General features: G+C 40.0%; 22 protein-coding genes. 7 read left to right on the top strand and 15 right to left on the bottom strand.

The window, feature by feature from the left end:
• Window positions 1-207: 207 nt before the first annotated feature.
• Genes M3226_RS21710 through uraH form a run of 4 tightly spaced genes read left to right on the top strand, consistent with a single transcriptional unit; the run spans window position 208 to window position 3939 of the window.
• Entirely contained in the window at window positions 208-1533 is a 1326-nt protein-coding gene (locus M3226_RS21710; protein WP_251570556.1) for a nucleobase:cation symporter-2 family protein, read from the top strand.
• 18 nt (window positions 1534-1551) lie between these two features.
• Window positions 1552-2061: a 2-oxo-4-hydroxy-4-carboxy-5-ureidoimidazoline decarboxylase gene (gene uraD / locus M3226_RS21715; protein WP_251570558.1), complete on the top strand. Its 510-nt coding sequence runs from the start codon at window positions 1552-1554 to the stop codon at window positions 2059-2061.
• Between the two features lie 55 nt (window positions 2062-2116).
• A complete protein-coding gene (locus M3226_RS21720) occupies window positions 2117-3532 on the top strand; it encodes an NAD(P)-binding domain-containing protein (protein ID WP_251570560.1) in 1416 nt (471 codons plus the stop codon).
• 53 nt (window positions 3533-3585) lie between these two features.
• Window positions 3586-3939, top strand: coding sequence for a hydroxyisourate hydrolase (gene uraH / locus M3226_RS21725; RefSeq protein ID WP_251570562.1), 354 nt, complete (start codon window positions 3586-3588; stop codon window positions 3937-3939).
• 181 nt (window positions 3940-4120) lie between these two features.
• Here uraH and M3226_RS21730 read toward each other — a convergent pair whose 3' ends face one another.
• From M3226_RS21730 to M3226_RS21750, 5 genes are all read right to left on the bottom strand, one after another.
• Entirely contained in the window at window positions 4121-4651 is a 531-nt protein-coding gene (locus tag M3226_RS21730) for a chromate transporter (protein WP_251570564.1), read from the bottom strand.
• Complete coding sequence (locus M3226_RS21735; RefSeq protein ID WP_251570566.1) at window positions 4648-5229, bottom strand: chromate transporter; 582 nt, start codon at window positions 5227-5229, stop codon at window positions 4648-4650. The genes M3226_RS21730 and M3226_RS21735 overlap by 4 nt, the downstream gene beginning before the upstream one ends.
• Window positions 5230-5464: 235 nt before the next feature.
• Window positions 5465-7120, bottom strand: coding sequence for a gamma-glutamyltransferase (gene ggt / locus M3226_RS21740; protein WP_251570568.1), 1656 nt, complete (start codon window positions 7118-7120; stop codon window positions 5465-5467).
• A 25-nt stretch (window positions 7121-7145) separates the two neighbouring features.
• Entirely contained in the window at window positions 7146-8345 is a 1200-nt protein-coding gene (locus M3226_RS21745) for an amidase (RefSeq protein ID WP_251570569.1), read from the bottom strand.
• 248 nt (window positions 8346-8593) lie between these two features.
• Entirely contained in the window at window positions 8594-8836 is a 243-nt protein-coding gene (locus M3226_RS21750) for a ferredoxin (RefSeq protein ID WP_374110663.1), read from the bottom strand.
• A 264-nt stretch (window positions 8837-9100) separates the two neighbouring features.
• Between M3226_RS21750 and M3226_RS21755 the strand changes: the two genes are divergently transcribed.
• The gene (locus tag M3226_RS21755) at window positions 9101-10282 is read left to right on the top strand and encodes a sulfite reductase subunit alpha (RefSeq protein WP_308211976.1); all 1182 of its coding nucleotides are present in this window, start codon (window positions 9101-9103) and stop codon (window positions 10280-10282) included.
• A 76-nt stretch (window positions 10283-10358) separates the two neighbouring features.
• Here the strand turns inward: M3226_RS21755 and M3226_RS21760 are convergent, their stop codons facing one another.
• Both M3226_RS21760 and M3226_RS21765 read right to left on the bottom strand, forming a co-directional pair.
• Complete coding sequence (locus tag M3226_RS21760) at window positions 10359-12380, bottom strand: glycoside hydrolase family 3 protein (protein ID WP_251570574.1); 2022 nt, start codon at window positions 12378-12380, stop codon at window positions 10359-10361.
• A 359-nt stretch (window positions 12381-12739) separates the two neighbouring features.
• Window positions 12740-14176 (bottom strand): glycoside hydrolase family 1 protein, encoded by a 1437-nt coding sequence (locus M3226_RS21765; protein ID WP_251570576.1) that lies wholly within the window; start codon window positions 14174-14176, stop codon window positions 12740-12742.
• Between the two features lie 236 nt (window positions 14177-14412).
• Here M3226_RS21765 and M3226_RS21770 point away from each other — a divergent pair, with 236 nt between their 5' ends.
• The gene (locus tag M3226_RS21770; RefSeq protein WP_251570578.1) at window positions 14413-15138 is read left to right on the top strand and encodes a MurR/RpiR family transcriptional regulator; all 726 of its coding nucleotides are present in this window, start codon (window positions 14413-14415) and stop codon (window positions 15136-15138) included.
• Window positions 15139-15200: 62 nt separating this feature from the next.
• Here the strand turns inward: M3226_RS21770 and M3226_RS21775 are convergent, their stop codons facing one another.
• The 8 genes from M3226_RS21775 to M3226_RS21810 all read right to left on the bottom strand — a co-directional run bounded on the left by M3226_RS21775 (window position 15201) and on the right by M3226_RS21810 (window position 23805).
• Entirely contained in the window at window positions 15201-15932 is a 732-nt protein-coding gene (locus tag M3226_RS21775) for a response regulator transcription factor (protein WP_251570580.1), read from the bottom strand.
• On the bottom strand, window positions 15929-17755 hold the full coding sequence (locus M3226_RS21780; protein ID WP_251570582.1) for a sensor histidine kinase: 1827 nt from the start codon (window positions 17753-17755) through the stop codon (window positions 15929-15931). The genes M3226_RS21775 and M3226_RS21780 overlap by 4 nt, the downstream gene beginning before the upstream one ends.
• A 97-nt stretch (window positions 17756-17852) precedes the next feature.
• Window positions 17853-18878 carry a TRAP transporter substrate-binding protein gene (locus M3226_RS21785; RefSeq protein WP_251570584.1) on the bottom strand — a complete coding sequence of 342 codons (1026 nt, stop codon included), beginning with the start codon at window positions 18876-18878 and terminating at the stop codon, window positions 17853-17855.
• A gap of 51 nt (window positions 18879-18929) precedes the next feature.
• Window positions 18930-20225, bottom strand: a complete 1296-nt coding sequence (locus M3226_RS21790) for a TRAP transporter large permease (protein ID WP_251570586.1) — start codon at window positions 20223-20225, stop codon at window positions 18930-18932.
• A gap of 1 nt (window position 20226) precedes the next feature.
• Window positions 20227-20724, bottom strand: coding sequence for a TRAP transporter small permease (locus M3226_RS21795; RefSeq protein WP_251570588.1), 498 nt, complete (start codon window positions 20722-20724; stop codon window positions 20227-20229).
• A 232-nt stretch (window positions 20725-20956) separates the two neighbouring features.
• Entirely contained in the window at window positions 20957-21769 is an 813-nt protein-coding gene (locus M3226_RS21800; protein WP_251570590.1) for a uracil-DNA glycosylase family protein, read from the bottom strand.
• Between the two features lie 318 nt (window positions 21770-22087).
• The gene (gene ilvA, locus M3226_RS21805) at window positions 22088-23299 is read right to left on the bottom strand and encodes a threonine ammonia-lyase (protein ID WP_251570592.1); all 1212 of its coding nucleotides are present in this window, start codon (window positions 23297-23299) and stop codon (window positions 22088-22090) included.
• Window positions 23300-23397: 98 nt separating this feature from the next.
• A complete protein-coding gene (locus M3226_RS21810; RefSeq protein ID WP_251570594.1) occupies window positions 23398-23805 on the bottom strand; it encodes a hypothetical protein in 408 nt (135 codons plus the stop codon).
• Between the two features lie 157 nt (window positions 23806-23962).
• On the opposite strand from M3226_RS21810, the gene M3226_RS21815 reads away from it, so the two are divergent.
• A complete protein-coding gene (locus M3226_RS21815; RefSeq protein ID WP_308211977.1) occupies window positions 23963-24337 on the top strand; it encodes an SET domain-containing protein in 375 nt (124 codons plus the stop codon).
• The last annotated feature ends 146 nt before the right edge of the window (window positions 24338-24483 follow it).

Raw genomic sequence — 24483 nt, forward strand, 5'->3', positions numbered from 1 at the left:
TTTTATAAAAACCCAAGCCGACATGTCAAATAGATCGGCTTGGTTTTTTTATTTATATTGTACAAAATGTATAGTACAAATCTGAATTTTTAGTTAGTTTACACAATGACAGTTATTGGTTAATTGATTATTATGTAACTAATCATTACATACAATGTTAGGTTTTATAACATTAAAGATTAAACTTATTTAAGGGAGGATTTACTCATGAACGAAAAAATCGGAAAGCCAAAAATTTTCTCATTGGGTTTACAGCATGTACTTGCTATGTATGCAGGAGCCATTCTTGTACCACTTATCGTTGGCGGCGCATTAAAATTCACACCTCATCAGCAAGCATTCCTGATTGCCATAGACTTGCTGACTTGTGGACTCGCAACCTTGCTGCAATCCATCAACAATAAATATATTGGAGTTGGCCTTCCTGTTGTGTTAGGAACTTCATTTGTTGCTGTATCTCCAATGATTACGATTGGCACCAATTATGGGATTACAGCCATTTATGGATCGATCATCGCTGCTGGAATATTCATTATTCTATTCGCCAATGTATATGGAAAACTATTAAAACTCTTCCCGCCTGTTGTAACCGGAACAGTGGTTATCATTATCGGCCTATCCCTCATACCTACTGGGATTAGGAATATGGGCGGCGGCGCTTCAAGCCCTGAATTTGGCTCTTCCGAAAACTTGATCCTTTCCTTTGGTGTCTTAGCCTTCATATTATTGATGAATCGTTTCTTTCAAGGCTTCATGCGTGCCATTTCGGTATTGCTCGGAATTATCGCTGGAACGATTGTTGCTGCTTTTATGGGAAAAGTGAACCTGCAAGCTGTCGCAGATGCTGCTTGGTTCCGTATCCCGACTCCATTCTATTTTGGTGTTCCAACTTTTGAGATTGTCCCTATGTTAACAATGATTATTGTCGGAACCGTCATCCTCGTTGAATCAACAGGCGCCTTCCTTGCTTTAAGTAAAATTACTGGTAAAGAACTTTCTGAAAAAGACATTATCCGCGGCTACCGAACGGAAGGAATTGCCTTTACCCTTGGCGGTTTATTTAATGCCTTCCCCTACAGTACTTTTGCACAAAATGTCGGTCTTGTTCAGCTTTCAGGCATCAAAAATAGAAGTGTCACCATTGCAGCAGGTATTATTTTAATCGGTTTAGGCCTTGTTCCTAAGATTGCCGCCTTAGCAACGATTATTCCTACTGCTGTCCTCGGTGGAGCAACAGTTATTATGTTTGGCATGGTGGTGTCTTCTGGGATTAAAATGCTGAGCAGAGTGGACTTTTCTGATAATAACAACCTATTAATTATTGCCTGTTCCATTTCATTAGGCCTAGGATCCACAGTGGTTCCTGAGTTGTTTAAAGTGCTTCCAGAAACCCTCAGAATTCTTGTAGGTGATGGAATAATTACAGGCAGTATATGTGCAATCCTTCTAAATTTAGTGCTAACAAAGCGAACCAAAGCTTCCTTAAACGTTGTACCAGATTCACCATTAGCACCCGATGCAAAAGGCTTATAAGGAAAGGATTGGAGCACTATGTACACAATTACGAATTTAAACGATACCACTTATGAACAATTTATCGAAATTACAGGCGGTATCTTTGAGCATTCACCTTGGATCGCAGAACAAGCGGAACGACTAAAACCATTCAGTTCTCTTTATCAGTTACATCAAGCAATGGTTAAAATTGTTGAAAACTCATCACTTGAACAGAAATTAGCCCTGATTAAAGCCCACCCTAACTTAGGAGACCGGGCAGCGATGACGTCTAATTCGGTTCAGGAACAACAAGGAGCCGGTCTACAGAACCTTACACCTGAGGAATACAACCAATTTATCTCAATGAATCAACAGTATATGGAGAAATTCGGTTTTCCTTTTATCTTAGCTGTCCGCGGAAAAAACAAGGAGCAGATTTACGAAGTGATGAAAGAAAGGATTCATCATTCAATAGAAATAGAATTTAAAACAGCCCTTTCTGAGATTTATAAAATTGCCTTACTTCGTTTAGGGGAGAAAATTACTGACATTACTGTTATGTAAAAAACGGGTCTTTATTTTTAAAAAGAGAATAAACAAATGAAAGAGATGATATTTTATGAGCCTAGAAGCATTAAATAAACAAGTAAAAAAAGATCTTTCCTATCTTTCATTCGGCGGTTCAAGCTGGGTGCGCCCTCTCCAACATCCTGAAGGACATGTATTTGATGTAGTTATTATCGGTGGCGGACAAAGCGGTTTAGCCGCCGCTTTTGGACTTATGCGGGATCGTGTTACAAATATCCTTGTTCTTGACGAAAACCCCGAGGGGTTTGAAGGACCCTGGGAAACCTACGCCCGGATGGTGACGTTAAGAACACCAAAACATCTAACTTCGATCGACCTTGGCATCCCCTCCCTCACCTTTCGTTCTTGGTGGGAGGCCCAATTTGGAGAAAAGAGCTGGGAAGCCATTGATAAGATTCCACGCGGCGACTGGATGAACTACCTTCGCTGGTATCGGGAGGTCCTCAGGCTTCCAGTTAGAAATGAGGTAAAACTAAATCTGCTTGAGCCTGTAGAAGCGGGTATTTACAAACTTCACCTGAATAACCCTGAGACCTCAACACTTTTAGCCCGTAAAGTCATTTTAGCTACAGGTATCCAAGGCGGCGGTGAGTGGCACGTCCCTAAAATAATTTCTGAAAAACTACCCGCCCATCTCTATGCGCACACTTCAAAGAAAATCAATTTTCCGTCCTTAAAAGGTAAAAAGATTGCTATTTTAGGAGGAGGTGCTTCCGCATTTGATAATGCGCATTTTGCTTTATCAGAAGGAGTGGCAGAAGCCCATGTCTTTGTTCGACGCAATGAGATGCAGAGAATTAACCCCATCCGCCAAATGGAGGGTTCTGGACTGATTGAACGCTTTCAGACTTTATCAGACGAAAATAAATATAAGGTGATGTCTCATTTCTTTGGACATAGTCAGCCCCCCACCAATGATACGTTTGAACGCGCATCCTCGCGGCCTGGTTTTCAACTGCACTTAGGTTCTCCATGGCTCGACGTAGAGGCTGCAAGTGATGAGGTTGTAGTGACAACACCTCAAGGAAAATTCTCCTTTGATTTCTTAATTATTAGCACAGGTCTAGTGACGGATCCCGCTTTACGGCCAGAGCTTAAGTTAGTTGAAAAACACATTGCCCGCTGGAGTGACCGTTATAACGCTCCAATTGACATAGCCAATCCTTTGATTGATTCGCACCCCTATCTCAGCCCAGGTTTTGCTCTCCAAAGCCGGGATGAGATAGGTAAAAAACGCTTATACGGCCTGTTTGCTTACAACTACTCCGCTTTAATCAGCTGCGGGATATTAGCCTCTGCACTTTCAGGGATGAGATTTGGGATTCCAAAACTGGTTTCAGCCGTAGCAGATCAACTTTTTTTGGATAATCGTGAAGAAATTCTTGATGAATACTTTAATTACCAAGAGCAGGAATTTATCGCCGATTTAACTGCCATTGAGAGCTAGCCCCTGCTAGCTCTCGGTGGTGCTCTTATTTTACTTAATGGAGAGTGGCCGCAATGTCTGGTTTAACTACACATATTCTCGATTTAACACATGGTCAGCCTGCGGGGAATGTGACTATTGATCTATATTACTTATCAAACAAGGAATGGTATTTAATAAAGACCGCAATAACAAATTCTGACGGACGACTAGATCGGTCGATTCTTTCAGCAGAAGAAATGAAAATGGGCACCTATGAACTTAACTTCCATATCGGAGATTATTTTCGAAGTAAGGACATGCCGCTCCCGGATCCTCTTTTTTTAGACCAAGTTCCGGTTCGGTTTGGTATTTCAAACTTAAACAGTCATTATCATGTCCCATTGCTTATTTCCCCTTACGGCTATCAAATCTACAGGGGAAGTTAAGAACAAAAGCCCAAGCGCCTTGAACAGCCTGACAAGCATAAGACCTCGAGGGGCTAGGCGCTGGAGCTGGACGTGTCTAAAGCTGTAAAAAGTTGTACACAAGTAGTAATTCTATAATTTCCGGGACTATAAAAAACGTCATTCTATCTGTTTTCTGTGATAGAATGACGTTTTTTATGAGCTACCCTAAAAATAATGCACCATAGGCCAAGCCGCCTACAATTACAAAGGCCGGATGTACCTTCCATTTTTCCAATAATAATAAACTTACAACAGCGATTATGATGGTTTGTACTAATCCATTAGAGGTATAGGATGTTTTAATAAAGTCATAAGTAAGACCTGCCATTAAAATCGCAACAGTTGGCACTACGATCTTGGACAATCGTTTTACTCTTGGTGAATCTTTATATTTGAAGATTAACTGTAAAAGAACAATCATTAAGATTAAGGACGGGGCGATCGTTGCAAATTCAGCAATGACAGCTCCTAACACCCCGCCCACTTCAAAACCAATGTAGCCGGCCATTTTGGTGGCGATTGGTCCTGGCAAAGCATTTCCTAACGCCAAAATCTCACTAAATTCACCAGTAGTGACCCAGCCGTAGCGGCTGACTACCTCATGTTCGATTAACGGAATCGATGCCGGGCCGCCCCCATATCCAACAATACTCGGAATAAAAAATGCGATAAATATTTGAATATAAATCATAGGCTCTCACTTTTTTCCTTCATAGTCATTTCGATCTTTTCTTTTTTATCAGGAATCGCTAATGCCGCAACCAGTAGAATTCCTACGACAATACCTGGATGTACATGGAAGATCTCCATCACTACAAAACTACCAGCCAGGAGGAGAATCCCTTTCTTCCAGCCCCAGCCATTCTTTGATTTTTTCAAAAACTCCCATGTTAAGGTTCCCATCATTACACCTACTATTGGCACCACTGCACCAGTCATCCCTTGAACTCTTGGGTTATCCTTAAACTGATTAAATGAAGTTAATAAGACGAGCATCATTAGAATGGTTGGTAAAACAGTAGCCAATATAGCATTTATCATACCTAATATCCCACCCAGCCGGTAGCCGATATACCCAGCCATCTTTGTTGCGATAGGTCCGGGCAGCGTGTTGGCGAGGGCCAAAATATCACTAAATTCTTGATCATTCATCCATTTAAACGTACCCACTACTTCTTTATGTACGAGTGGGATGGCGGATGGTCCACCGCCAAAGCCTAATAGCCCGGATCTGAAAAATCCAATAAATAAATCTCGTTGAAGTTTCACGTATATTCACCTTTTTTCATGTTTGCCTTTTTAAGATTAAGGATCTGTTAATTTTGGCTGTTGATTGCAGCGAAAGAAGCGCGCTTTCCGCGGGCGTGCCGGGGAGTCTCCTCGGCGCTTTAGCACCTGTGGGGTCTCCCTTGCCCCGTACTCCCGCAGGGATCGAGCGCCTTGCGCTCCAATCAACAGATTATAAAAAGCACCAATATCTTTTAACAGAACCAAGATTAAAAAACTAGAATCCTAGCGCTGCCCCATCACCTCTTGGATCTGCACCGCCAAATTTAATGTTGCTATCAGGATCAATTTTGATGACCCCGGCATGGCCCATCACATCCGTGAAATCTTCGACAATCTCCACTTGATGTCCTCTTTTTCGGAGCGATTCGGTAATCTCATTCGGTACTCTTCCTTCGATTTTAACGCTATTGGATTCAGCACCCCAAGTTCGGCCATATAACCACCTTGGCGCCTCTATCGCTGCCTGGATCGGCATATGGTAATCAAGTATTCTTGTCACAAGAGCTGCCTGAGTTTGCGGCTGCCCCTCTCCTCCCATTGTACCATACACCAAATAAGGCTCACCGCCCTTAAAGACCATCGCAGGATTTAACGTATGATAGGTTCGTTTTTTAGGCAGCAGACAATTTACATGGTTCTCGTCAAGCGAAAAAAAACTGCCCCGATTTTGCAGCACAATCCCTGTATCTTTTGGGATGAACCCAGACCCAAACTCATGATAAATACTTTGGATAAGCGAAACCGCATTCCCATACTGGTCGACTACCCCTAACCAAACCGTATCTCCTTTTGGATCCAATTGTTTTTGAAGATTTATCGGCTTGGTAAAGTCGATTTGGGCCGCTAACTCCATTCCTCTTTTTAGAGATAGTAGCTCATCTAGAGGAATATGGGAAAAATCAGGATCCGTTAAATACTGATCACGATCCTCGAATGCTAGTTTAGTAGCCTCGATCAATAGATGATAATAATCAGCAGACCCTTCCTCAATCTCCGGGACATCAAACTGATTCAATATATTTAAAATGGATAGGGAAGCAAATCCTTGAGTATTCGGAGGTAAGTTGTAAACGCCATAACCTCGGTAATCGACCGAAAGAGGCTTTACCCAGTCGGAACGGTGGGAAACAAAATCATCGTATGTTAATAAGCCTCCATTGTATTGGAGATCTTCCGCAATGACCTTTGCGACCTCCCCTTGATAAAATAGGCGGCTTCCTTCTTTTGACAGTCCTTCTAGAGTTATAGCTAAATCTTTCTGTTTCATTATTTCACCAGTATGATAGGAAAAGCCAGAAGTTTTTGTAAAAATCTTTTTAAATTCCGAAAATCGTTGCAAATTTCGAAACTGATTGTTGGTTTCATCTAAGTTTATATTCGTCCAATATTCTTGGCTTGGGGTAACTGGGGACCCATCCTTAGCATAGTGGATGGCAGATTGTAACAAGTCTTGCCAAGATATGCTTCCCTTCATTCTTTCAGCCGAATAATCAAAAGCCTTTTCCCAGCCGGCAACTGCCCCTGGAACAGTGTTAGCACCAAGAGGCCCCCGAGCAGGAATCTTTTTCATCCCCTGCTTTTTGTAAAAGTCAATCGTTGCGTACTCTCCAGAACGGCCGCTGCTATTTAATCCCTTTAATTCTTTGTCGCTAGAATTGTAGATTAACCAAAAATTGTCGCCGCCAATTCCATTCATATGGGGATAGACAACCCCAATCGTTGATGCTGCCGCAATCGCCGCCTCAACGGCATTTCCTCCCTCCTGTAAAACCTTCATACCGGCTTGCGAGGCCAAATAATGCGGAGTTGTAATCATCACATTGGGAGCCATGGTGGTTGGGCGGTATGACCAAAATGCTTGATTATTCATGACCTTACCTCCTTCCATAAATCATTTAATTTGCAATTTTCACATTTGTTTCGACCAATATCGCCGACAGACGCTGGATGAATTTTAGTAACTTTATATCTTGAGATTGATTCGCGATAAACGACAGGCCGACTGGGATTCCATTCCTATTCATCAAAGGAATGGTCACTTGCGGAAAGCCAGTTAATCCTGCGATGCACGTAAGCTGCATCGTTCTTGTGCGATACCGCTCCATATCCTCCATTGATAACTGGCGTAAGGGAGCTTCGCCCGGAGCAGTCGGAATCACCAATAATCCATTTGTTTTTAATAAACTCGACAGACTTTGTTTTATTTTTTCTCTTCTGTTATTTAAAGGACCAAGCTCATCTACATTCAGGGTACTCGCCCATTCAAATCGTTCGCTAATCCCCGGTCCAAAGGTTGGCTTCACCGCTTTAATCCAGTCACCATGTTCCTTCCAAATCTCTCTTCCTTGGATGGATCGAAAAAGCTCTGCCCATTTTGACAGTCCTTCATCTGATATGTAGAGCGAGTTAGTGTTAGTAAATAACGCTTGTAAAATCGAAGCAGTGTGTAATAAGGATTCCTTTGTTTCTCCTTCTACAAAAGACCATGCTTCTTTTTCAAAAAAAAGATACTCAAAGCCATCATAAGTCTCTTCCTGGTTAATGAGAATTTCACCGATCGCCAGCAAAAGTTCTGGATTTTTGGTCATCCACCCTACCGTATCAAAGGATTTAGCAAGTGGTATCACACCCTTGATATTTACAAGCCCATGTGTTGGCCTAATTCCAAAAAGCCCGCAATAGGTTGATGGAATGCGAATCGATCCTCCTGTATCCGTTCCGAGAGCAAAGTCGACTAGTCCTGCAGCAACGGCTACCGCAGAACCACTTGAGGAACCACCTGGAATCCGGTCCTCTGCACGCGGATTTATGGGTGTCCCATAGTGGAAATTTTCCCCATTTAAACTGTACATTAATTCATCTGTATGGGTCGTTCCCCTCAGATATGCCCCCTGTTCCAATAACAGATCCACCACGGGTGCATTTTGTGTTGCAGGATCATGGGTTCGCAGCCAATCTGGATTTCCGGCACTGGAATGATAATTTTTGAGATCAAATACATCCTTAACCGCAAATGTCCGTCCATTTAAACTACCGGAGCCAGTCGGACTCATCTTTAAATTGTTATTCATAAAGGCATTCCAATGCTCATTCATACCTTACCTCCACCACTCTATGTTTACTAATTATTATAATGAGAAAATTCAAACGAGTCATTGGTATTCTGTCTAAAGATAAAAACGATTTTGGTTAAATTGACCAAAACACAATTCCCCTGTAGTAACAACTTTGTCGATTGAGCAAACCTTATACTGAGTAATCATTGACCACAAATATATAATAAAAAAATCAGCTCCGTGAAAAGGAACTGATTTTCTGGAAAAAAATGCTTTTGATATCGTATTTAGTTTCTACCTGTATTATTTGTACGAAGTTTACTTATTAAAACAAAAACATTAAAATTATTCAAATTTTGTTGAATCACCATAAAAGGCATATTCGATACTTTTATTGAACTTGACGGGCATCCATCATTCGCTTCTAATTCTACTAACTCGCCAGGTATTTCGACATTCCCTTGATTTTTATCAAAATATACAAATGAAATTCCATCGTCAGCGTAATCCAAAACCTCTGGAGCGGTCACAAAACACCCCCCCCGCAAGCAATACATGTCTCTCTATCAACAATTGTATATGTTTTCATCAAAACTCTCCAAATTTTTAATATTTTCCTGTTTTTCAGGATAGATTTTATGTTAAAATTAAATTCTTAATTTTATCTTAATAATTAAAAAATTTTATAAGCCTTTTTTAAGGGAAATTTAATATTATTTAGATATAATGGAAGATGTAAAAGAGAAAAAAACACAACTAATCAAGCCAATAACTAGTAAATATTCAATTATGAGGTGAAGATGATGCAACTTACTGTAAATAAAAATGGAGACAATAAGGTTCCATCCGCTTATTCAAGAACAAATCCTTTTCAAGCGAAGGTTCTTAAAAACATCAATCTAAATGGTGCTGGCTCTAGTAAAGAAACGAGGCATATTGAGCTATCATTGGAAGGGTCAGGTCTTTCTTATATCCCAGGTGATGCGCTTGGTGTTGTCCCGAAGAATGATCCAGAACTTGTTGCTTCACTTCTAGAAGAAATGCATTGGGATGAAAAAACGGAAGTAACCATTAATAAGCAAGGTGATACACTTCCATTAAAAGAGGCGTTAACCGACCACTTTGAAATCACGTTACTGTCGAAAAAGATTCTCCTAGCGGCAGCAGAATTCACAGAAAATGAGAAGCTAAAAAACCTTGTATTAGTTGAAAATGCAGCACAGCTAAAAGAATATACCAACGGACGTGATTTACTTGATATGTTACGTGATTTCGGTCCATGGAAGGCTACTGCCCAAGAGTTTGTTTCTCTTTTAAGAAAAATGACACCGCGGCTTTACTCCATTGCTAGCAGCATGGCAGCCCATCCTAGTGAAGTTCATCTAACCATCGGTGCAGTTCGTTACAATGCGCATGGACGCGATCGCAATGGTGTTTGTTCTGTTTTAGTTGCGGAACGTACTCAAGAAGGTGATACACTTCCAGTATTTGTACAGCCAAATAAACACTTTCATCTGCCAGAATCACAAGAGAAAGATATCATCATGGTTGGTCCTGGAACAGGTATCGCACCATTCCGTTCCTTTATCGAAGAACGAGCAGTTACAAAAGCAGACGGTCGCACATGGTTATTTTTTGGAGATCAGCATGCAGCGTCAGACTTCCTTTATCAAGATGAGCTAGAAAAATATCAGAAAGAGGGCGTATTGACGAGATTAGAGACTGCGTTCTCCCGTGATAGCGAGCGAAAGGTCTATGTGCAGCATAAAATGCTTGAAAACAGTAAAGAACTATTCGAATGGCTGGAAAATGGAGCATACTTCTATGTTTGCGGAGATAAGCAATATATGGCGAAAGATGTTCATAGCGCCTTATTAACGGTTATTGAAAAAGAAGGCTCCATGACTCCTGAAGAAGCTGAAGCCTATCTAAACGCAATGAAAGAGCAAGGACGTTACTTGCGGGATGTATATTAAAATAGATGGGTTTTAAAGCAATCCAATCAAAAGAGTGACACCATACACTGTTATGGGTCACTCTTTTTTAAACTAATTATTTGTAATTCAATCCAAAATCAAATTCATACTTGTCCCCACTCTTATTTTTATAAACATATGAGGAAACTTCTTCATATCCAGGAATATCTCCAACTTCTTTGTCTACAGCTGCTTTATTAGCTGGAATCGTGAATGGAAGTTTTCCAGTCGGATTGAATTTGCCGCGAATGACATCAACAATTGCCTCTGCCTTCGTTCCAAACGTCGCAACCACAGCGGCTGAATTCGGTTCTATTTGGTCTATTAACCATGGGTTCGTGAAATTAATCGCCGTAATGGTCGGTACAGTTTTCTGAATTTCAATAATCCGATCCACATTTGTGATACCTGTTTCAGGACCTACTGAAATCCGCGGGTTATTGTCCCAGTTCGATTGAACAGGCCGGACCCATACAAATGCATGTGTGGCTTCAGCGAGATTATCTGTTACTGTGATCGATGGGTCATATTTTTGAATCGTTTCTCTTAATTTCTTCGTCGCCGCCGCATCATTTCCACCTGGGAACATTTCAACATATAGCTTAACATTGTTTATTTTCCCATCACTTAATGGAAGGACATTCTCACCATTAATTTTATCGTTACGCATAAGAACAAGGGACTTCCTGTGTGCTGCTTCCGCCTTTTTCTTTGATTCAGGATTATTAACGACATCTAGGGCATGCTGCCTATCTACGTATGGGTTTTCAAAAAGGCCCAATTTCATCATCTCTGACAGTAAAAATGAAACAGATTGATCTACTTTTTCTTCTTTAAGTAGGCCATGTTTTACCGCATCAATGATAGGAGCTGGATCGGATGCGCCAGAGATAATATTTGTCCCAGCATTAATAGCTTTTGCAAATTTTTGTTCCGGCGTTAACCCTTCTGCACCCCAGGCATTATTGCCAACTGCGCCTGTATCAGAGTTTACATAACCCTTGAAACCAAGCTGGCCGCGGAGAAGATCGGTAATAATCGCTTTGTTTAAAGCAAAGCCCACTTCCTCAAATTGCTGCGTAGGACTAAACCATGGTAACCCTTGGTCAGCACTTGTATTGCTTGGATAAGCATAATAAGGCATAACCGAAGACACACCAGCCGTAATAGCCGCTCTAAAGCTTGGAATATGATATTTTAATAAACTTCCTGCAGTTGGATATGGATTGAATTTGCCTTCTGGAAAATGTGGATCTAAGCCATTGTCTCGTGCACCGCCTCCCGGGAAATGCTTAACGGTAATCGCGACACTGTCTTTTCCAAGTTCATCCCCTTGGAAACCTTTGATGACGTTATAAATCATGCCTGAAGCAAGTGCAGGCTGCTCGCCAAACGTATCTTCAATTCTTGCCCAAAGTGGATCGGTCGCAATATCTGCTGTATATCCATATACCTTGCGAATCCCCTCCGCTCTCCATTCCTTCGCCGCGGTTTCTGCAAAATCCTTGACTTTACTTGTATCACGGGTTGCCGCAAGCCCTAATGGACCTGGCCAAAAGGAATGCAAGCCTGCCCCTTCACTGCTATTGGTATAATCTGTTGATGCATGATTTCGTGGATTTGATGTGATGACAATTGGAATTCCTAATCTTGATCCCTCTGCTGCTTCTTGCAGCTGATTATTATAATCAGCGATAACATCGGCAGTTGGGGTCTGCCGAAAAATGTAGTAACGTGTATTTTGATCAATTAATTTATTTGGCAAGACTAACTTGTTATCCGTAAATTTCGGAAACTCTGTAATCAGCATCATCCCCGCTTTTTCCTCAAGTGTCATCTTTTTGACAAGATCCTTTACACGTACGTCGGTTGGAAGCTGCCAGTTTTCATATGGATCGAGCCTGCCATTATTATTTAGGTCTTTGAATTTCTTCTCACCCTGTACTAGGATGTTTTTGGCCGTCGCTGTAATCTCAGGTGCATTTTGTTTATTACCATTTGATTTTCCCTGCTCCGCACTTGCATAAGGAATGACTGTCGATGATAACATCAAGGCGGCTAGTGTTAAAGATACTGTCTTTTTTGAGAATCGTTTCAAATCTCTTCCTCCCCCTTTTTCCTGATAAAATTTTCCAACAAATAGACCTAAATAACCTACATTCACCCCCATCAAGTAAGAAAACGCTTCCATTTCCTATTCATTTTATAATCTTTCATTCCATATTTAGTAGAGAATTTTTTTAGGAGAATTTGTGTTTTTTATAGAAAAGCGGAAACGCCCGTTTAGCGCACGACAGGACTGGAACCCATCGACTGAGATAATGGAAACACGAAGAGCGATAGCGATTCGATGTGGACTTATTGTAGGGAGATGGCTGAAGTACACTAGTCGCTGGAGCTAGCCAGTTCTCATTTTATAATGAAAAAAGGACTACCGAAGTAGTCCTTAATAATTTATTATAGTTTTTCACCGTTCGTCGCAATGATGTCTTTATACCAGTAGAAAGACTTTTTCTTTTTGCGTTCCAATGTCCCGCTCCCATCATCATGTTTGTCCACGTAAATGAAACCATAACGTTTGGAGAACTCGCCTGAAGACATGCTCACCATATCGATACATCCCCAGGTTGTATAGCCCATCAGCTCAACACCATCTTCAATGGCTTCACCCATTGCCTTGACATGTTCACGTAGATAATCAATTCGGTAGTCATCATGAATCGAACCGTCTTCTTCTACCTTGTCATATGCCCCTAAACCATTTTCTACAATAAAAAGTGGAATTTGGTAACGGTCAAAAAGTTTATTTAGAGAAATCCGTAACCCTACAGGGTCGATTTCCCAGCCCCAGTCACTTGCTTTTAGGAATGGATTTTTCACTCCACCAATAATATTTCCTTGTGAAGCTTCTTCATCTGTCTTCACTTTTTTTTCTGTCCTCGACATGTAATAACTAAAGCCGATATAATCAACCTTACCTTCCTTTATTATATCTAAGTCGCCCTCTTGAATCTCTAGTTCAATTTGATGCTCCTTAAAATAGCGCTTCATGAAAGCTGGATACTCCCCGCGCACCTGGACATCTCCACAAAAGTAATTGAACAGCTGTTCTTCCTGAAGGGAATATAGTACGTTTTCCGGATTACAATCAAAAGCATAGACAGGGGCATAGAGAATCATACAGCCGATTTGCGAATTTGGAATGATCTCATGGCACGCTTTAACGGCAATCGCACTAGCAAGAAATTGATGATGGTACGCCTGGAAGGTTGGCTGGAATTTATCTTCTTCTTTTTGAATTGAGAAACCAAGACCTTGAATGGGCATCACCAAGCCGCTATTGATTTCATTAAAAGTCATCCAGTACTTCACTTTATTTTTATAACGATTGAAAATAGCTTTTGCATATCTTTCAAAGAAAGTCACCACTTGGCGGTTTCTCCAGCCGCCATATTCCTTTACAAGGTGAAGAGGCATTTCATAGTGTGAGATGGTGACAACAGGCTCAATCCCATACTTGTGCAATTCATCAAACACCCGGTCATAGAAGGCTAAACCTTCTTCATTTGCCTCTAATTCATCACCATTTGGGAAAATTCGTGTCCAGGCAATCGACATCCGAAATGCCTTGAAGCCCATTTCTGCAAACAAAGCAATATCTTCTTTATAGCGATGATAAAAATCAATCGCTTCGTGATTTGGATAGCTGTATTTTTCAGGGTGGATTTCAAAATCAAACCCTGGATTTAATAGAATGTTATATCTCTCTTTTCCTCCTGGAAGGACGTCGGCAATATTTAATCCTTTATTTCCTTCTTTATATCCGCCTTCCATTTGGTTGGCTGCTGTTGCTCCTCCCCATAAAAAACCTTTTGGGAATTGATAATTCACCATATAGTTACCCCCTTAATATTTTTCCATAGTAGTTAATATTTGTTAAGATGTCTGCATTTAATCTTTTTCTTCATTAGGAATCGTAACGATATTTTTCAAAATAGTAAATAAGTTAACGTGATCTAGTTCTAAATCCCACTGTAAGTCACTAGTGACAAAGATGTAACACTGTGTGACAGCCGAATTATTATGTTAAAATGAATTACGATCTTTTTAAAAAAGGGGTAACAGCTTAAATGTTTTCAAATGAGATAATTGCGTCTTTCAATGTATTAGAAACTTCTTTATACAACTACATCATTCAAAACAGTGATAAAGTGGCCTACATGCGAATTCGTGAACTTGCAGATGAAACCCATGTCTCAACTGCCACCATTTTACGTTTTTGTCGAAAAGTAAATTGCGAGGGTTTTTCTGAATTTAAAGTAAAACTGAAAATACATTTAGAAGAGAAGAAAAAAACAATTATAAAAAGTCCCCAACATTCGTTAGTTGAATTTTTTGAACGGACATTAAAAGGGGAATTAGAGGAAAAAATCAAGAATGCTGCAAATCTAGTTACTCATGCGGAAAATGTAATTTTTATTGGGATCGGAAGCTCAGGGATTCTGGCGGAATATGGGGCACGTTACTTCTCAAGTTTAGGTAAATTTTCAATGAATATAAAAGACCCCCACTTTCCAATACACTCCAAGCTCAGGACGAACAGTGTCATCATTGCACTGTCAGTCTCAGGAGAAACTAATTTTACCATCACACATCTCCATCAACTGAAACAAGAAGGAAGTAAAATTATTAGTATTACCAACAATAAACTCTCAACCGTGGCAAAAATTTCTGACCTCAATATTTCTTACTATGTAACCGAAGAATTCATCGAAGAAGCGAATATTACCACACAAGTGCCAGTTGTTTATATTCTTGAGTCGATGGCCCGAGAAATCTATCAACTTAATCAATAACCGCCTAGCTCTAAAAAGATAAGCTGCCTATCTTGGCAGCTCTAGCTTCAATGACTATATTTTCAAATCGCTGATTTCCGGAATTCCGATGGTGAACAGCCTGTAATTCTTTTAAAATTGTTACTAAAATACGCTAAATCAGCGTAGCCCACTCTCTCGGCAATTTCTGACATTCGTAAAGTTGTATTTAATAATAACCGTTTGCTTTCCTCAATCCTCAGCTCTGTTAGATAATCAACGAATTTTTTATTTAATTGCTGCTTGAACAATTGACTAAGATAACTAGGATTCATATGTACACTTTCGGCTGCATCTTTTAGTGTGATTTGGTCTAAAGGTGTTTTTTCTAAATACTGTAATACTCTTTCGATCGTTGAAGAAGGAAGACTTTCATCTACCGTTTGGATATCCAAGTCCTTAGCTAATTTTTCCAGCCACTTTTCTAGGCATGCTTTTAGTTCCGTTTCTTCGACTGGTTTGAGCAGATAATCGGTCACTCCTGTTCTCAGAGCCTGCTGGACAAATTGAAACTCGTCATGCACACTGATCACAACCACATCCTGCTTCTTTTTCAATTGGCTCAACTCTTTAACAAATGTAAGTCCATCCATGATGGGCATTCGGATATCTGATATGATGAGATCCACATTATTTTGCTTTACCCAATCGAGTGCCTCCAAGCCATTTTCACATTCTTGTATGACTTGCAACGGAAGATTCAAGTTATTTATGGTCCATTTAAGGGCTGTACGAACCCATCTCTCGTCATCAACCAACAAGATCGTTTTCTTCATGGTTTCTCCCCCTCCATATGCTGGTCCAAAAACGGTAAATGGATCAATACCTTTGTCCCGGAACCAAATTTACTTCTAACTGTGATACCATACTCCGAACCAAACAAATAATGAATCCTTTGGTGCACATTTAAAATTCCTATATTCTTCCCATCTTTGGCCGGTGTTAATAAGTTTATTCGTTTCCTGATTTCTTCTAAATTTCTTGCCTCTATTCCCTTCCCATTATCGCAAATACTGATCACATATGATGATTCAGAATAACGGTAAACAGAAATTACAATTTTAATTTTATTAACTCCGGCATCGTGACCGTGTACAAAGCAATTTTCAACCAATGGCTGTAGGGAAAACTTAATGGCCTTAAGTTCCATTGCCCATTCGGGAACATCAAATTGATAATCAAAACGGTCCTCAAAGCGAAACTTTTGAATCTTAAGGTACATTTCGCAAAAATTCAGTTCCTCACGCAGACTGACCGTGGAAGATTGATTATTTAAATTATAGCGGAGCAATTTTCCAAGCGAATAGGACATAACGGCAATATTTTCTTGATTTTCCTCCAACGCCATTCCCCTAATCGTCTCGAGTGAATTATAGAGGAAATGAGGATTCATTTGTGATTGAAGCATTTTTAATTCTACTTCTTTTTGCTTAAGCGACATTTCAGCTTCTCTTAATTTAGATACGTATACCTCTTCAAGTAAATTAGCTAGTTTTTCAACTGTATTATTAAAACCTGCCGTTAATTGACCGATTTCATCATTTGAAACCACACGGACCCTGCCTTCAAGATGGCCCGTCTCTACTTCCTTCATAAAATGCTGCAACCTGCGAATCGGCCGTATAATGCTAGTCGCGAAGCCGAAACCGATTAGATAAGCCAAAATTAACGAAATTATAATCGTAGTAGAAATGGTTTTCCCAATCTGGATAATCCCGCCGGTTAAATCCCGGTATGGAACAGCTGTTAGAAACCGCCAGCCAAGGTTTTGCGAAAAAGTAAACGTAACAAAATCTTTTCGCTGATTATCTAATATTTCCGTGTGGCTTCCGTCTGTTTTTAAGGTAACAAGCTGCTTGTATTCTACTTTTTTTCCAAGCTTCGTATAATCAGGATGGTAGATGTAATGCCCATTTGCATCCAAGATAAAGAAATAGCCGTTTTTGCTAATCGTTACCTTATTTGAGATTTCTTCAATTCGTCTAAAATTAATATCAATGATGAGCATTCCGACAGGCAGAAGTGTTCGTGGATTATAGAGACGCCTGACAAGTGAAATAACAGGCTGCTCATTATTTGCTAATGTCAATTTTCTCGTTACTAACATACTCATCCCGTTTAATGGCACTAACCGATACCAATACTCCTCTTTGATTTTAGTGGCGGGATAAAAATTTCTTGCCCCAAGGGTATCAATGACTTGTTCGTTATCTAATAGGATCGTGATATTACTGATATCTGCCCTTGAATACTCTGCTGCTTTTAAGGTATTTCGGGTACCATCAATCATACTTTGTTTATGATCGGATTTTGTTGATTTTAATAGACTGGATAATTCTGGGGAATTAATGATTTTGAGACTGGTGATTTCAAAATCCTGTAAATAATATTCAATATGTGTTTGTACTTGATCGATGACTTGTCTGCTTGATTGTCGAAGTTCATTCTCAAGCTCTGCAGATGAACGTTTATACGAGAAAATTCCTACTGAAAGGACAGGAAAAATAACGAGAAAACTAGAAAATACGCAGAGTTTAATCATTAAGGATTGATTTTTTAAAAGAATAAACCGTTTAATAAATTCTGCCATTTTCCTCATTCGTTTTCATTCCTCACCGGTAATATTTTTTAAACAGAAAAGACCCAGCTGGCAAAGGAAATATTTACCAACTAGGTTTTCTGCGTGCTGCTATAGTTTATGGACGAGCTTTTTCAATCGCATCCATGACCTCTTTATAATCTTTTGAATAGGAATCTACCATCGATTTAACGGCATCTTTCCATGGTTGAATATCATTGACCTCTGTAAAGACTACACCCGCATCTTTAAGCTTCTTAGTTGAACGCTCTTCCCATTTATCCCACTCTTCTCTTTGAGTTTTCACAGAATCAAGCGCTGCTTGTTTTATCAATTTTTGATCCTTTTCAGAAAGCTTATCCCATGCAGTCTTACTAATTAGCAATACTTCCGGAATACGCTGGTGATTGTCTAAAACAATGTTCTTTGCTTCTTGATAATGATTAGAAGAGTCAAAGCTTGGTAGATTATTTTCAGCACCATCAATAATTCCTGTTTGCAGAGCACTGAAAACCTCTCCATATGGCATCGGCGTTGCACTGGCACCTAAAGCTTCCATGAAATCAATATTAATTTTACTTTGTTGAACACGAATCTTTTGCCCTTTTAAGTCCTTCACACTTTTTAATGGTTTAGTAGAGTAAAAGCTGCGTGAACCGGAATCGTAGTAAGCAAGCCCTTTCATTTTGGACTTCTCTAATCCATCTAACAATTTGGTCCCCATCTCACCGTTAAGGAAATTCCATAGATGCTCTTCACTTTCAAATACATATGGAAGTCCAAGTGCGGTAAACTGATCATTAAACTCAGCAAGCGGACTGGAGTTGATTCTAGTGAATTCAATCGCGCCAAGCTGAACTTGTTCTAGCACGGATTTCTCATCCCCTAATTGTGCAGATGGAAAAACCTCAATTTTAATACGGCCATTCGTTCTTTCCTCTACTAATTCAGCAAACTTTTTGTCACCAACAACTGTTGGATAATCAGGCGGCTGATTGTCTGCCAAACGGAAGGTGTATTTTGGCTCCTCTTGCTTAGCCCCTCCGTTTTTTGTGCTTGAAGCTTCTTCTTTTCCACAAGCTGCGAGGATGGTCCCCATTAATAAAGTTGCTGCTAAAACCCCAGTAATCTTTCTTTTCTTCATCTAATAACCCCCTTGATATTTTTTAAAAATTTATTGTTACCTTTCCTTCGGTTACTTGACTAACAAATGTGGCAGCCACAACACAACCTCAGGAATATAGGTAATAATTAACAGAACAACAAGTAACGCATAGAAAAATGGCATCATCGCTTTTGTACCCTGCTGGATCGAGACCTTACCGATCGCACAGCCGACAAACAGCACGGTTCCTACCGGTGGTGTCAATAAACCAATCCCTGCATTTAAAATGAGGACAATACCAAAGTGTACTGGATCCATTCCAAAATTCGTGACCACCGGAAGCAGGATAGGCGTCATAATTAAAATCATGGGTGCCATGTCCATTGGTGCCCCAAGCAGCAGCAACAGAATATTAATAATTAGCAGAATAATAATTGGATTATCCGAAATACTTAAGAATAAATCCGTTACCATCGCAGGAACCTTTAAATAGGCTAAGATCCAGCCAAATGAAGCGGAAGCCGCAATTAAGAAAAAGACCATCGATACTGTTCGCATCGTCCGGGTTAAGATTTTCCATAGATTCGCTAATTTTGCTTCGCGATAAACGACAAACGCTAGAATAAAAGAATATAAACAAGCAAGAGCACCAGACTCTGTTGCGGTAAACCATCCAGTCAAGATCCCCCCTAAGATAATAACCGCAGGGCTTAGTGATAATAAGCCGTGCAGGAGAATACCGCCAATTTCAGCCCTAGGAACAGGGTCTGCTTTTTGATAGCCTCGTTTCCTGGCAATAATATAACCTGTAATCATCAAGGAAATTAACATGATAAAGCCAGGAACAATCCCTGCCATGAATAAACTAGCAATCGAAACGCCGCCTGCTGCTAAGGAGTATAAAACGAGATTATGACTCGGCGGAACGACTACCCCTTGAATAGCAGAAGCGATGGTAACACCAACTGCATAGTCTGCTTCATAACCCTTCTTTTTCATCATTGGAATCATTACAGAACCAACGGAAGATACATCGGCGACAGCAGAACCGGAAATATTTCCAAAGAACAAGGCGGCCACACTGTTGACCATCGCTAGTCCCCCACGGATTCTACCAACCATTAAACTGGCAAAATTCACAATCCTTGTAGCCAATCCACCTTCACTCATAATTTGTCCTGTCAGGATAAAGAAAGGAATCGCTAGCAATGAAAAAGAGTTCATCCCTTGGATCATTTGCTGCCCTACAACAGGAAGAGGTATCTTTAGGTAAATAACGGTTAGTAAGGATGAAGCAATAAGTGTCAGGGCAATCGGAAATCGAAATAAGATTAAAAGAACAAAACTTGAAAGTAAGATAATGATGCCAATTGTATTTGTGTCCAAGTTACAATCCCTCCTCTATGTCTTTATGACGATTGGTATTAATGTTAAAGAATTGGAGAAGAGAATAGACACAAATCATCACTCCTGTAACCGGCATGACAGCGTAGGTTATACTGCTTGGCAGCTTTGTTGCCGGCAGGGTAGAATCCAGCATCAATATGGTAAAGTCCCAGCCCTGAATGACTAGATATAAACCAAAGGCAAAAGTGGATGCACTGATAATCTTATCGAGAATCTTATTAAATTTCTTTGGAAATAGATTGGTAAACGAATCGATTCCCATGTGGATATACTCGCGAAATCCAATTGCCATGGCCATAAAGGCAAACCAAGCGAGCAGCAAAAGCGTAATTTCCTCTGACCAAAAGAAAACAAAATTAAATAATTTCCGTGTCATAACCTGGGTGGTTACGACCAAGATAAGGGCAACTAACGACAGTAAAGTGAATTTTTCAAAAATTCCATCGATCGCTAGACCTATCTTCTTAATTACATTCATAAGCCTTCCTCCAACTTGAAAACGTTTTCTTGTCTTTCATTTTACGGACCTTATGAATGTTTTTAAATGTTGTTTTTTTAGGATAATTTGTGATTTTTTTAGGTTGGATGTTTTTTGTTAGTTTATCAAACGAATTAATTATTTTAAACTTAACATGTTTGTGGGTTTCATTCAACCAGCCTAAGCTAAAAAATCCCTTTACTCTTTTTTATACAAAAAAGACCGGAATGCTTTATACACTTCGGTCATTACTTGATTGTAAAAATTTTTGAGATCGAACGACTTTTTCGTTTGAAAATCTACCTTTAAAAAATTCATCCAGCTGCTGTTTCATTTCATCTTTATTCTCTCGAAATTGCCGATGTCGATGGCCATTTCCTCCTGATGGATGTGGGAATCCGCCGAGAACATACTCGCTCTCAATCAAATGCTGCTCCATAAAGTATCTTATAACCCTGCTTATATTAACACCTAATGGAATGATTAGGGGTTTATTTAGTCGAGTAATATCAGTAACAAAGTACTTCCGTACATATGACAGTAAAAGTTCTGTTTTTATGATATCAGGTCTGGAACCATTAAAGTTCTTTTGATCAAAAAAGACGGCATAAGGAAGCAGTGAGGTATTATATACTAAGTGACTCGATGATTCAAATAGGTCTATCGTAGAGGGGATACCTAAATGTCCAGCGAGTCCTAGTTCATCCAGCATCGCGACCAGATTTTTGCGCATCGTTCCTTCAAAACTGGCCTTCTTTTTTACTTCATGAAGAATTTCTTCATCCTTCCAACCGCGGTCCTTGCATTCTACTACGGTTGAATAGGCCTTTTTCATTTGGTGCAATCCTGGTGTAATGCCGACGATTACCACTCTGGCTTGGTCATTGATATAATCAAAAGGTGTGTAATAGATCTCTAATTTTTTCTCGTTGTCCTTGTCGAGCAAAAACTTTTTATTGAGAATTTCTTTATCCTCTATCGGCAGAGATAAATGATAGATTTCATTTTTAAAATCTGAGAACATTGAAGCGGCTACAATTCCCAAAATAGACACCTGCTTTCATAATAAAAGAGGTTATCTTGCAAAAAGATTACTTTCTTAAGAAAATAGATGATTGCTTTCTGTGATGAAAAAGACAATAACATCACGATTTTGGTTTTACTTGATACAAAGTAAATGCGAAGGTGATTCTGACAGAATCAGGTGAAATTCGGTTACGATTGTCCGAATGCCGGGCTCATTCGGACGCGAGCCACCGGAAATCGAGTTGTCTTGTCTGAATCCGATCCCATTCGGACACGATCTCCTGCAAAAGAAGCTCCCCCTCTAATTCGAGCTTAACCACCAGAATATCGAACTTGCCTAGTCAGAATCCTTAACCACATATCCATTGTTTTTTAAAACTCCCCTAATTTCCTCAATATGGTCCTGATTTTTCGTTTCTAACGCGAGCTCTAACTGGGCATAGCCAGGATAAATATCCTTGCCAACATGATCAAGATGAACGGATTGAATATTGGCATCTAACTCAGCGATCGAGCTCAACACCCTTTGCATTTCACCTGGCTTGTCTTTTACAATCATAGAAAAATTAGCATACCGTCCCGACTCCACCATACCACGTTCAATAATCCGCGAGATAAAATTCACATCCACATTCCCACCGCTGATAACGGCAACCACATTCTTCTCTTTAAAATTCACCTTCTGATATAAAAGTGAAGCTAACGATACAGCCCCTGACCCTTCCACCAGCAGCTTATTTCGTTCTAACAGAAGCAACATAGTTCTGGCAATTTCCATTTCATCCACACAAATAATATCATCTACATACTTTTCAACCAATGCGAAATTATGTAACCCCGGTTTCTTAACTGCAATTCCATCTGCCATCGTAGGCGTAGACTCCACCCTTACAGGCTCATGTTCAACTAACGATTGTCTCATACTCGGGCAAGCCATCGCTTGAACTCCATAAACACGAACATGAGGATTTTTCTCCTTAACAGCCAAAGCGATGCCGCCAATGAGTCCGCCTCCCCCGACTGGAACCATAATTGCTTCTACACCTGGAAGTTGCTCTAATATTTCTAAACCAACCGTCCCCTGTCCAGCAATAACCGAGTCATCATCAAAGGCATGGACAAAAGTTGCCCCCATCTGATCCTTTAATTCCAAAGCGTACGCAAGGGCATCATCAAACGTGTGTCCCTGCAGCACAACCTCTGCTCCATACTGTCTGGTCGCAGACACCTTACTTAGCGGCGCTCCCTTCGGCATAACAATCGTACAGGGAGCTCCTAGCATTTGACTAGAATAGGCGACACCTTGGGCGTGATTGCCGGCGGAGGCAGCCACAACCCCTTTTTGCAATTCCGCCTCCGTTAAAGAAATCATTTTATTATAGGATCCTCTTACTTTAAAAGAACCTGTTTTCTGCAGGTTTTCCAACTTTAGATAGACCTTATTATTAGCTGAAATACTGCTAAAGGTTTGTGAAAAATCAAGTGGAGTTGTGTGGACAATTCCCTTCATTTTTTCACGAGCAAGGATAATATCATCTAAGGTTATCAATAGCAATACCTCCTACATCCCATTTTCTTATTGTTAGGATGTTCTTGGTTAAGCAATCTATACTTCTGTGCCATGATCAACTGCTGCTAACTGGTTGCCTACGGAACAATCCTCGGTGGTTGGCCAGTCTCCTCTTCAAGCACACGAAGGCCTCCGATTACTTCATACGCAGAACCAACCGACACAAGGAAATCACCTGTAATGGCCATTTTTTGTTCTTGGATCAGTTTGATTTTATCGGTTTCACCAAGTTGGCTTTGTACAGATAAAGCTTCTAATAGCTGGCCGATTGTCCGAAGCCAAGCACCAGATAATATTTGCTGTTCACCCAATCGATTGGCGTCTTCTTCTAAATGGAATAATCCGGATAATCCTTTTAACTCAATAAATTGTCCGATCACTTGAATCCAGAGCCCTAGGGCAACCTCTTTTTCCAATTGTAAAATTTTTTGTTCGTATTCGTTTTCATTATGCTCACTTTTCGTATCAATCATTTGTATAGGCACCTTGATTACTCCCACCCTCAGAACACAATTTTGAGTTATTTTATGATAAACCACTACAATGGTGTCTGTTTTTTCACAAGGAAGAGACCTAGTCAAAATGCCCCCGCCATGCATAGAGTAATACAAAGTCTGGTCACATCAGAAAAATGGACGGTGAGTGAAATTGTTTGAAGTAAAAGAGTGTAAATATGGCAGAGGAATCTTTGCAACTAGAAATATATGCAAGGGCGAATTGATTCATGAGGCCCCAGTTATTATTTCTCCCAGCGACGAATACAGAAATTTAAAGAAGACGATATTTGTAGAATATGTATTTTGGTGGGGCGAAAATTTAGAGGAATGTGCACTGGCATTAGGCTATGGTTCCCTATTTAACCATTCCTATTCACCAAATGCATTATATAAGCTCAACTTAGCTCAGAAAACGATTGACTTTTATGCTCATACTGATATTAAAGAAGGCGAAGAAATCATGATTAATTACAATGGTGATCCTGACAATGATACACCTGTATGGTTTGATGTTCTTTAAGACTCCTATAAAATGATTGAAGAGGCTGGGACAAAACCCACCTCTAAGATGAAAAAGCCGGTGGAATTTTACGATAAGTAAAATTTCACCGGCTTTGATTTTTTTTAAATAAAAATAAGGACCACTTCTGATAAAATAAAGTTACC

This window comes from Neobacillus cucumis (assembly GCF_023715505.1).